Here is an 11,675-nt window from a genome sequence, read left to right as displayed (position 1 = left end):
AAATGGCGATATGGGGAGTGAAGTTACATGAGTATGAAAGGTATGTATATAAGCGAGTTTAATCAGGCAAGCTGGGATTCATTTTTCGAACTGTTTGAAGAACTTGGACAAAAGTTGGACCCTGCGTGGGTAGAACGTGCCCGATTACAAGGGATTCCCGAGGATATAAGTCGGGTGCTTTTGTGTGAAATGGGGGAATATACTTTTAAATGGATAGTGAAAGATATCCCTGCTCTAGGGGACCAAAGTCCTGCTACTTACCTGGAAACCAAGGAAGGAGCGCAGGCATTAAGGGCAGCTATTATGCGTATGCCACGTTAATTTTTCCGAGGGTGAGATTGTGGCGAACGATCATATGATCCAGTGAAGTTGATTTTGCAAAATAGATATGTTACGCTTACATTACAAGAGCAAACACAACAGAATACGCAATAACATCTTTTGATGGATTGTAACTGTGAAGACAGGCAAAACCTAAACTGATGGTGAAATGAAGGCCCCTTTTTTTTGGTGCTATTTTACCTTGAGTTTAGGTTTTTCTTGTTTTCTGCTCTTAATTACAGTTCGTTACCTGGAAAAACCAAAATAAATTTCGAAAAGAGGTTGTTGTTCATGACCACGGCAAAAAAAGGATTCCCCGAAAACTTCCTATGGGGCGGCGCTACAGCTGCCAATCAATTGGAGGGTGCATTCGATAAGGACGGCAAAGGCCTCTCTACAGCGGACATGATCGCTCATGTTCCCAAAGAGAAGCGTACAGGCGGACATGCCATGGAAATTTCCTCTTCCCGAATTGAAGAGATCCTCTCCGGCAAAATCGAAGAACGTTTCCCGAAACGTTTTGGTATTGATTTCTATCATCACTTTAGAGAAGATATTGCATTGTTCGCTGAAATGGGCTTCAAAGTATTCCGTTTGTCCATTCACTGGGCACGTATTTTCCCGAACGGTTATGATCAAGAGCCAAATGAAGCAGGCTTGAAATTCTACGATGAAGTATTCGACGAATTATTGAAATATGGCATTGAGCCGCTTGTTACATTGTCTCACTATGAGACACCGCTTGGCTTGACGCAAAAATATAACGGCTGGGCTGGTCGTGAAGTAATCCAGCACTACGTTCGTTACGCAGAAACGGTGTTTAACCGTTATAAAAATAAAGTGAAATACTGGCTGACGTTTAATGAAATTAACGTTATGCTGTTCAGCCCGTACACTGGCGGCGGTATTCTGATCGATAAAGTGGACAACAAGTTGCAAACAACATATCAAGCGCTGCATCATCAATTTGTAGCAAGCGCATTGGTAACGAAGCTTGCACACGAGATTATCCCTGGTTCCCAAGTGGGTTGTATGCTTGCGCGTATGGAAACCTATGCAGCAACATGTAATCCGGTAGATGTTCGTCTGGCACAACACGAGAATCAGATTAACCTCTTCTTTACGGACATGCATGCTCGTGGTAAGTACCCGAACTACATGGCTCGTTATTTTGAAGAGAATAACATTGTCATTCAAAAAGAAGCAGGCGATGATGAAATCTTGCTGAACAATACAGTTGATTTCATCTCCTTCAGCTACTACATGTCCGTAACCAAATCTGCATCTGCAGACAAGGAAGAAACAGCAGGTAACCTGACTGGGGGCGTGAAAAACCCTTATCTGGAAGCGTCCGATTGGGGCTGGGAGATCGATCCGATCGGTCTGCGCGTAACCCTGAACAACTTCTGGGATCGTTATCAGAAACCATTGTTCATCGTAGAAAATGGTTTGGGTGCCTATGATAAAGTTGAAGAAGACGGTTCGATCCATGACTCCTATCGTGTGGATTACCTGAAAAAACACATCGAACAAATGAAAGAAGCCATCAAAGATGGCGTGGATCTGATTGGATTCACAGCATGGGGCCCGATTGACCTGGTGAGCATGTCCACTTCCGAAATGTCCAAACGTTATGGATTCATCTACGTGGATCTGGATGACGAAGGAAACGGAACACTCAAACGCTCCAAGAAAGATTCGTTCGACTGGTACAAAAATGTAATCTCCAGCAATGGTGAGCAGCTGTAATTTTCCCGTTACAAGGATTGTTACCGCATAAAAAGCGGGCAAAACCTAACACAAAAGTCGGCATGGAAAGAATCTGATTTCCTGATGGCCCTTTTCGTTGGAGATTGTCCGCTTTTCCATGTGGTGTACGACATTACATTGGAGGGGATATCCTTTGAGAAGATGGAATATGAACACTAGAAATATGGGATGGATGCTGGCACTGACTTTGAGCCTGAGTGTAATCTGGCCAGAAACCGTTGGTGCGGAAAGTATACAGGTTATTCGAATCCAGGCTAATACCTATGTTGGTAATCCGGGAGAGATGGTCGAGTCCTTTGACATTACGGTTGCTAATCCTGAAAAATATCAGAATCTAAACGCTTCTGACTTCGATATTACAGGCAATTATGATGGTTACCCTTTAAATGAAGCGGAAGAAATCGTACAAAACGATTATCAAGATGACGGGATAAAATTGACGATTCAGGATCATACCATCCATATGACCGTGAAGCCTTTCAAGTATCCGGGAGGCATGAAATCACAATTCGCAGTAACAAGTAAGACATATCCGGAGCTTTCTTTTAATGAGGAAAGTGTGAGTCAGGTGAAGACGCGAACAGTCGATGAATTCGAAAAAGGACAATTTACAGGTAGTAATGGTGCGAGCTTGTCCTATCAACTGAAACGAAGCCCTTCTGAAGAGCCAAAACCGCTCATGGTATGGCTCCATGGTGGTGGAGAAGTGGGCACGGATGGACGGAGTCATCTTACCGCGAATCGTGGCGCAGTAGTCTGGACGGAATCAGGGTATGATACTTCCGTACTGGCCGTACAGTATCCTGAGAATTACAGCTTCAAAATCTATGATAACCCGGAGCAATTGGCTCAGATGCAGGCATACTTTGTGGCGCAGTATGAGTTGATTCAGAAGCTGGTTGCTGAAGGTGAAGTTGATCCGAATCGGATCTATCTGTCTGGTGTTTCCAGTGGCGGTGGTGGTGCATTCCGTTTTCTGACACAATATCCCGATCTGTTTGCCGGAGCGATTATTGTGGCGGCCAAGGATACGGTTGCGGATTACACTGGATCTGTAGAAGCATTCAAAAAAGAACTGAAAGATATTGTGGATGTCCCAATATGGATTATGCATGCCAAAAATGACCCGACAACGGACAGCCGGACAAGCTCATTGGCTTATCAGGCTTTGACTGAGCTTGGTGCCCAGCATGTCAATATGACGCTGTATGACGATGCATACATGGATAACCAAAGGCTGTATGGCGCCATGAAGCATTGGTCATGGGTGCCGGCTTTTGATAACAAAGTAGTACTTGCTGACCTCTTCCAACGAAGCAAAACTGCTGCAGGGGAACAGGATGGAGGTAATACAGGGCATGGAACAAAACCGACGGAGCCTGTGACAAGAGCGCAGATCGCCCTGGTGCTTGCCGGTAAGTTAAATCTTTCTGAAGTATCTGAATTCACCTACCCTTACACAGATTCTGCTCCTGAATGGGCTCGTCAGGCCATCGTATCCGTGACTGATGCGGGGCTGATGAATGGTATCAGTAAAGAGGTGTTTGCTCCGGAGTCGGAAGTCACTCGTGTACAGATGGCAGTGATTGTAGATCACATTCTGTCGAGTCGCGATTGGAATCCTGCTGGCGAATCAACTGTATCATCGTTCAAAGATGTGAATGAGAAGCATTGGGCTTATAATGCCGTTCAGAATAGTGTCAAAGCGGGTATCATGTCCGGTATGTCCAAAGATCAATTTGGCTCATCGAAGTCGATCACAGCTAGTCAGCTGGAGCTGATTCTGCAACGATTGGAACAATTGCCAACGAACTAAGTTTTATAACCAACCGATACAATGATGAATAATGAGAGGAATGATTGACATGACAACACCATTTCCGAACGACTTCCTATGGGGCGGCGCTGTAGCAGCCAACCAACTTGAAGGAGCTTATAATACAGATGGTAAAGGTCTGTCTGTTCAAGATGTCATGCCACACGGGATAACAACGCCTAGGACAGAAGCGCCTACAGAAGATAACTTGAAACTGATCGGTATCGATTTCTATAACCGGTACAAAGAAGATGTTAAACTGTTTGCTGAAATGGGCTTCAAAGTGTTCCGTACATCCATCGCGTGGTCTCGTATCTTCCCTAAAGGTGATGAATTGGAGCCAAACGAGAAAGGTCTGCAATTCTATGATGACCTGTTCGATGAGTGCCATAAGTACGGTATTGAACCACTCGTAACGATCTCTCACTATGAGACACCGCTGCATTTGTCCAAAACATATGATGGCTGGGTTAATCGTAAAATGATCGAGTTCTATGAGCGCTATGTAACGGTGTTGTTCAACCGCTTCAAAGGCAAAGTAAAATACTGGCTTACCTTCAACGAAATTAACTCCATTCTGGAGGAGCCTTTCATGAGCGGCGGAATCTATACGCCAAAAGCAGAACTGTCCAAACAGGACCTGTACCAAGCCATTCACCATGAGTTGGTGGCAAGTGCGCTGGCTGTGAAACTGGGTCATGAAATTATGCCTGAAGCCAAAATCGGCTGTATGGTACTCAGCATGCCTACGTATCCGCTGACTCCGAATCCGGATGATGTGGTTGCAGCGATGCATGCTGAACAACGCAATGATATCTTTGCTGATATTCATGCACGTGGTTACTATCCGAAATACATTAATCGTTATTTCAAAGCAAATAATATCAATATCAAGTTTGAAGACGGCGATGCCGAAATTCTGAAGCATACCGTGGACTTTATCTCGTTCAGTTATTATGTAAGTATCTGTGAGACAGGTGATCCCGAGAAACGTATCGAAGGAAAAGGAAACCTGTTCGCAGGTGTACAAAACCCTTATCTCCAAGCGAGCGAGTGGGGCTGGCAGATCGATCCGCAAGGACTGCGCGTAACCTTGAACAAATACTGGGACCGTTATCAAAAACCATTGTTTATTGTCGAAAATGGTCTGGGTGCAGTAGATGAGCTGATCACGGACGAAAATGGCAATAAAACGGTGAATGATGACTACCGTATTCAATACTTGAATGACCACCTGGTACAAGTGGGCGAAGCGCTTGAGGATGGCGTGGAAGTAATGGGTTATACGTCCTGGGGCTGTATTGACCTAGTAAGTGCTTCAACAGCAGAGATGAAGAAACGTTATGGTTTCATCTATGTTGATCGCAACAATGACGGTTCAGGAACATTGGAGCGTTACAAGAAAAAATCATTCCACTGGTACAAAGAAGTTATTGGTACGAATGGCGCAAGTCTTAAACGTAACACTAAGTAAATACTAGTTCTTCAGGCATGGTTGTTATGCACCTTCTTATGTCATATTAACGCACATTAACCGCTTTCACAAAAACATTGTCATATAAATAATTATATGGTAAGATGGGCCTAAGGCTAATGAATACTGGATTGTTACTGTTCAATCAGGCAAAACCAGAGGCGGGGCATGTTTCGTGACCTGCTTCGGTTTTGCCTTTTACTACTTTGACGGTGCAAGGTGATGTGAAGAAATGAAAATTGAGAAGGTGCTGAACAACAACGTAGTTACCGTAATTGACCCGGGAGGAAACGAACTGGTTGTTATGGGACGTGGAATTGCCTTCAAAAAGCATACTGGTGAATCGATAGACGAGAGTCTCGTCGAAAAAATATTCTCGCTTGAAAGTAAGGAAGTATCACAGAAACTCAAAACGCTTCTGTCTGATATCCCGGTTGAATATGTCGAGTGCTCGGATGAGATTATCCGTTATGCCGAGACGGTATTAGGTGAGAAGCTGCATGAAAGCATCTACATTTCACTGACGGATCATATTCATTTTGCCATTGATCGACATCGTCAAGGATTGCAGATCCGTAACGCTCTATTCTGGGAGATCAAGCGCATGTACCGGAAGGAATATGCCATTGGACTCAAGGCGCTACAGATTATTGAGGAAACGTTAGGTGTCCTGCTTCCCGAAGACGAATGCGCATTCATAGCGATGCATCTGGTTAATGCCCAGATGAACGGTGAGATGAGGGAAACGATCAGCATTACGAATATCGTTAAGGACATTCTTAACATCGTAAGACGTAGCTTTGTGATTGAGCTTGATGAAGATTCATTGAGTTATTATCGATTTTTAACTCATCTGAAGTTCTTTGCTCAACGTGTGTTGCAAGGAACGGCGATTGAAGATAAAGAAGAAGATAATCCGCTTCATGACTTGGTGAGCAAGCAGTATCCGGAAGCACATGCATGTGCAGTAAGGATCAGTGACTATACGCGTAAGATCTATAATCGGGTGTTGTCCAAGGAAGAAATACTGTATCTGACCATTCATATTGAGCGAGTTGTCAGAAATGAACAAACAATTGAATAATATTGGGATTGTTACTGCTAAAAAGGCAAAACCTAAACGTTGAATAATGATAAGCTTTTCTGCTTTGTCATTATTCAGTGTTTAGGTTTTTTTTTAACCTTCATTACACATAAAAGGAGCAAAACACAATGGATAAACAACAATTGTCCAAGGATATTTTGAAGCTTGTTGGTGGCGAAGAGAATATCGATCAAGTCACACACTGTATGACAAGACTCAGATTCAACCTGAATGACAACCAAAAAGCGGACAAAGCGACGCTGAAAAATACACCAGGCGTTATGGGCGTGATGGAGAACGGTGGACAGTTCCAGGTTATCATCGGTAACGATGTACCTGTCGTGTATAACGCACTTGTTGGCAACATGTCCAAATCACCAACCGCAGATAATGCATCATCAAGTGCCTCAACTGGAGAAAAGAAAAAGAGAAATCCAATAAGTGCGCTGTTCGACTTCATCTCAGGTATGTTTACACCAATCCTGCCTGCAATTACGGGTGCAGGTATGATCAAAGGGATCGTGGCCATCTTTGTCGCACTTGGATGGTTGTCCGACACTAGTTCAACCTATATCATTTTGTCGGCGATTGGTGACGGTGCATTCTACTTCCTGCCGATCATTCTGGCAATCAGTGCTGCCCGTAAACTGGGTAGCAATATGTATATTGCCGCAGCGCTCGCAGCAGGGATTATGCATCCGACCATTACAGCATTGCTGGCCGATGGTCACAACTCATCATTTATGGGGATTACAGTCATAGCAGCAACGTATTCTTCTACAGTTATTCCGATTGTTCTAGCAGTTTGGATTGCTTCATATGTAGAGAAAGCCGTTGATCGTGTAACACATGCTTCATTGAAACTCTTGGTTGTTCCAACGGTTACCTTGTTGATTATGGTTCCACTGACGTTGATGACAGTAGGTCCATTGGGTACGGTTCTTGGTAATGGTTTGTCTGGTGGTATTTCATGGTTGTTCGATAACATGTCCATCTTCGCAAGTATCCTGATTGGTGGTACGATGTCACTGCTAATCATCACGGGTATGCACTATGCGTTGTTGCCAATCGTTGTTGGATCAATGACAACACTGGGTTACGACTTTATCATTCCACTGATGTTTGCAGCTAACTTGGCACAAGGTGGCGCAGCATTTGGTGTAGGTCTCAGATCGAGAAATAGCAAAACCAAATCCCTCGCGTATTCCACAGGTCTTACGGCTATCATGGGGATTACGGAACCAGCGATGTACGGTATCAACATGAAGTTCAAAAAACCGTTTATTGCAGCCCTTATCGGGGGAGCGGTTGCCGGTGGATTCATGGGTATCTTCAATGTTAAATCTTACGTTATCACAGGACTTGCAGGTCTGCCGAGTGTGGCAGCATTTATTAGTCCGGCAATTAGTACACTGCTCTACGCTCTGGCTGGTGGTTTGATTGCCATCGTCGCTGCGGCAGTTCTGACATACATTCTTGGATTCCAAGAAGAAAATGCATCGGAGCCAGTATCTGCGCCAGCATCGGAGCCGACAACACCAGCAGCAACAACTTCTGCTTCTGCTGTTGAAGAAGCAAAAGCACAAGATGAGCAAGTATTCAGCCCGATCACAGGTGAAATTAAACCGCTGAGCGAAGTGCCAGACCCTGCATTCTCTGAAGAGATTATGGGTAAAGGATTTGCAATTCAGCCATCTGAGGGACGAGTGGTATCTCCAATCAACGGTACAGTATTCTCGTTATCGAAGAGTGGACATGCCATTGGTCTGGTAAGTGATACCGGAGCTGAGATGTTGATTCATATCGGGATTGATACCGTGAAGCTGAAAGGTCAATTCTTCTCTCCTAAAGTTCAAGCAGGTGCGAAGGTAACCGTAGGTGATGTATTGATGGAGTTCGACCGGGAAGAGATCGAAAAAGCCGGTTACACAACGATTACACCTGTTATTATTACAAACATGCATCAGTATGAGTCCATTGAGTCCGCTGGTCGCACTACGATCAAAGAAAAAGATTTGTTGTTCACAGCGAAAGCTTAATCATAAGAATAAAACAGCAGCTTCACCGGAATGGATGTAATCCGGTAGAGCTGCTGTTTTTTTACTTATAGCCTTTTACACCACGGGAAGCATACCCTGTACCAATTGCACAAAGTGCTGGGCAGGCTTGGACAGATAACGGTTCTGCAGCCAAACCAGCGCCGAGCCTACCGTGGAATGCTGATCCTGAATGCGGTATACGTGGAAAGGGTGCTCTTGGTATAACTGTAGTACCGTTTGAGGCACGATGGAACAGGCGAAGCCGAGTCGGACCAGCTCCAGCAACATATTAATGTCTGAGCACTCACCCATGATGGAGGGTGTGACCTGATGATCCCGGAACTTGTCCAAAATTAGCTCGAACATACCGAGTCCTTCTGTGCTTGGCAGCAGTAGAGGGATACCTGTAAGCTGCTCAAAATAAGTCCCCATCTCCGCTCCTGGTCCCATCTCTGTCGGGCCATCTAGCGGTGTTGAAGAAATATAGAAGAGTGGCTCCTGAGGCAGGTGCAGCACCTCATAACGTTCGGTTTGGACAGGCATGCGTACACAGGCAAGTTCAACTTTGCCATCCTCCAGCAATAGGCATAATTGCGCCGATTCATTTTGTTGAATTTTATAAGTAACCTGTGGATGGGTGGTGCGGAACTGCTGTAGGGCTTGCGGGATCAGACGATCCGATATGGTATTGATGCCGATGGCGAGTTTGCCCCGTATGCCGTCACGGAAACTGTGCATCTCCATTACAGCTTCCTCCATATATTTGGTCAAGGTGACCGCATAATCATAGAAGCTGCGACCGGCCTGCGTTAGTTCCATCATACGTCCTTTGCGTTCAAACAACATCACGCCAAGCTCTTCTTCCATTAACTTAAGTTGCTGGCTTAAGGGGGGCTGAGCCATGTGAAGTCTTCGGGCTGCTGCTGTAATCTGTTTCTCCTCAGCAATGGCAATGAAATAGCGACACTGTTTGATATCCAATTGGTGGTCTCCTTCGTTTGCAAACTATATGTAATTCATATGGAAAGCCAACAAAACATGTATTTTTCATATACTATGTTCTTATGTTACCATACATTAGATTTGCATACCTGACGAACAGGGCTTGGTTTCTCTATGAATGTTACAGCATAAGAAAAACCTTGAATTGGAGGATGAAACAACGTGGCTAGAACAGCTAAAACAATACATGATGCCGCTCAAGAAGGGCATACCGATGAGGTCATTCGGTTTATCACACAGGGTAGCCGGTTGAATGAACAGGATGCATTGGGGCGAACACCCCTGATGGCTGCGGTACACGGTAAGAAGATGGACACGGCAAGCATGCTAGTGGAGGCCGGAGCGGACATTAATCTTCAGGATGCACGATTGGATAACATGCTGTTATATGCGAGTGCCGAGGGCATGTATGACATGGTTGAACTGGCTATTGAAGCAGGTGCGGATACAAGGTTAACGAATCGTTTCGGCGGTACAGCCCTTATTCCAGCAGCTGATCGGGGCCACGTGGACATTGTCAAGCTTCTGCTGACACGCAGCGATGTGGATGTGAACCATATCAACAATCTGGGGTGGACAGCCTTGCTGGAAGCAGTCATTTTGGGAGATGGCGGACGGCGTCATCAGCAGATTGTTGCCCTGCTTTTGCAATATGGTGCAGATCCAAAGATCGCGGATCGGGACGGGATTACACCGCTCGCACATGCGCGCCAGCATCAATATGCCGAGATGGAACGACTATTGGCTAAATTCTGAAGTGACATATACATTTAAAGATACAGAAGAGCGAAAGGGCATTCCTTACAAATGAACAGACATCAAGAACACTTTTTACAAAAGAATATGAAGGATGTATCTTCACTTATTTTGGCAGGCATACAATGGTTTTTCTTCCTGTTCACCAATACTGTTGTTGTGCCGCTATCCATTGGACATAATTTTCATCTGTCCCCGGATGCCATCGCTGCTTCGATGCAGCACGCATTCATACTTACTGGAGCAGTATGTATTTTTCAAGCTGTATTTGGTCATCGATATGCGGTTATGGATGGTCCGTCAGGATTATGGTGGGGATTAACGCTAAGTCTAACGGTATCTGCTTCATCGGCCGGTATGAGTCTGGAACGTATTGGCGGTGGATTGGCTGCTGGTTTTCTGTTAGCGGGACTCACGATGATGATTTTGGGTTGGCTGGGGGCAGCGCAAGTGCTGCAAAAGCTGTTCACACCTATGGTGAAGAGTGCCATGTTGTTTCTAATGACGATTCAATTAACGATGAATTTTTTCAAAGGTATGATTGGATATACGGAGTTTGGTCGCTTTGATCTGCCTGTTGCCGCATTGTCCGTTGTCATTGCATTTTTGGTGGCATGGATTCAATTAAAGGGTAAAGGGAAGCTGGGAAACTATGCGATCCTGATTGGAATTGTGGCAGGCTGGATCGCCTATAGTTTATTGTTTCCAGGGCAACATGGTGCACAGCCGAATCAGACTTCGGCAGGTCTCACTCTGTTTCCGTGGGGAGCACCTAGGTGGGAACCAGGCATTGTTATTACTGCATTTTTCGTGGGATTGGTGAATATGACGAATTCGATTACGACATTAAGCACGGTAGAGAAACTATATCAGACAGAGACAACAAGCCATCAGTACCGACGCTCTTACGCGTTAACGGGTCTATTCTCTATGTTGTCAGCCTGTGTAGGTGTGCTGCCATTTGGTTTATTTGCGTCATCGATCGGCTTCCTGGAGAGTACTCGCATTCTGCGTCGTGCTGCCTTTATTATTGGAGCGGGGTTGTTATGTATGATGGGTCTTACACCTTCTGTGACAGCATTTTTTGCACAAATACCACCAAGCGTTGGCAGTGCTGTTCTGTTTGTGGCTTATCTTCAGATGTTCGGCACGGCACTAAGAACGCTTGAAGGTACGACGTTTAATTCTAAAACGATCTATCGTGTAGCGCTGCCGGTCCTCACGGGAGTTGCTGTCATGAATATTCCTGCTGAGGCCTTTCAAACCTTGCCCATGTACCTTATTCCGATTATAAGCAATGGTCTAGTCATTGGGGTACTGGTCTCACTGGTTCTTGAAAAAACCGTGAACTGGTCCAAAATGGAACAACCAGCGACAGTTAGTAAAGCGGCATAAAGAGTTTCATCTTGCGAC

The 11,675-nt window shown here is 45.0% G+C and carries 9 protein-coding genes; 8 read left to right on the top strand and 1 reads right to left on the bottom strand.

The window, feature by feature from the left end; genetic code table 11:
- The first annotated feature begins 27 nt into the window (after positions 1-27).
- From ABTV53_RS20705 to ABTV53_RS20680, 6 genes are all read left to right on the top strand, one after another.
- On the top strand, positions 28-321 hold the full coding sequence (locus ABTV53_RS20705) for a hypothetical protein (RefSeq protein ID WP_433745941.1): 294 nt from the start codon (positions 28-30) through the stop codon (positions 319-321).
- A 291-nt stretch (positions 322-612) separates the two neighbouring features.
- The gene (locus ABTV53_RS20700) at positions 613-2,070 is read left to right on the top strand and encodes a glycoside hydrolase family 1 protein (protein ID WP_433745939.1); all 1,458 of its coding nucleotides are present in this window, start codon (positions 613-615) and stop codon (positions 2,068-2,070) included.
- A 154-nt stretch (positions 2,071-2,224) separates the two neighbouring features.
- The gene (locus ABTV53_RS20695; protein ID WP_433745936.1) at positions 2,225-3,907 is read left to right on the top strand and encodes an S-layer homology domain-containing protein; all 1,683 of its coding nucleotides are present in this window, start codon (positions 2,225-2,227) and stop codon (positions 3,905-3,907) included.
- 49 nt (positions 3,908-3,956) lie between these two features.
- On the top strand, positions 3,957-5,381 hold the full coding sequence (locus tag ABTV53_RS20690; protein ID WP_433745934.1) for a glycoside hydrolase family 1 protein: 1,425 nt from the start codon (positions 3,957-3,959) through the stop codon (positions 5,379-5,381).
- Positions 5,382-5,613: 232 nt separating this feature from the next.
- Positions 5,614-6,465 (top strand): BglG family transcription antiterminator LicT, encoded by an 852-nt coding sequence (licT, locus tag ABTV53_RS20685; protein ID WP_036668684.1) that lies wholly within the window; start codon positions 5,614-5,616, stop codon positions 6,463-6,465.
- A 128-nt stretch (positions 6,466-6,593) separates the two neighbouring features.
- Positions 6,594-8,504, top strand: coding sequence for a beta-glucoside-specific PTS transporter subunit IIABC (locus ABTV53_RS20680; RefSeq protein ID WP_433745931.1), 1,911 nt, complete (start codon positions 6,594-6,596; stop codon positions 8,502-8,504).
- Positions 8,505-8,579: 75 nt separating this feature from the next.
- Here the strand turns inward: ABTV53_RS20680 and ABTV53_RS20675 are convergent, their stop codons facing one another.
- Positions 8,580-9,485 carry a LysR family transcriptional regulator gene (locus tag ABTV53_RS20675; RefSeq protein ID WP_433745928.1) on the bottom strand — a complete coding sequence of 302 codons (906 nt, stop codon included), beginning with the start codon at positions 9,483-9,485 and terminating at the stop codon, positions 8,580-8,582.
- A gap of 183 nt (positions 9,486-9,668) precedes the next feature.
- Between ABTV53_RS20675 and ABTV53_RS20670 the strand changes: the two genes are divergently transcribed.
- On the top strand, positions 9,669-10,262 hold the full coding sequence (locus ABTV53_RS20670; RefSeq protein WP_433745925.1) for an ankyrin repeat domain-containing protein: 594 nt from the start codon (positions 9,669-9,671) through the stop codon (positions 10,260-10,262).
- Between the two features lie 51 nt (positions 10,263-10,313).
- Positions 10,314-11,657, top strand: a complete 1,344-nt coding sequence (locus ABTV53_RS20665) for a uracil/xanthine transporter (RefSeq protein ID WP_433745922.1) — start codon at positions 10,314-10,316, stop codon at positions 11,655-11,657.
- Positions 11,658-11,675: the final 18 nt, after the last annotated feature.

Source organism: Paenibacillus amylolyticus (genome assembly GCF_050990605.1).
In the GTDB taxonomy this organism is placed as follows: domain Bacteria; phylum Bacillota; class Bacilli; order Paenibacillales; family Paenibacillaceae; genus Paenibacillus; species Paenibacillus amylolyticus_H.
This window is presented reverse-complemented; position numbering and strand designations above follow the sequence as displayed.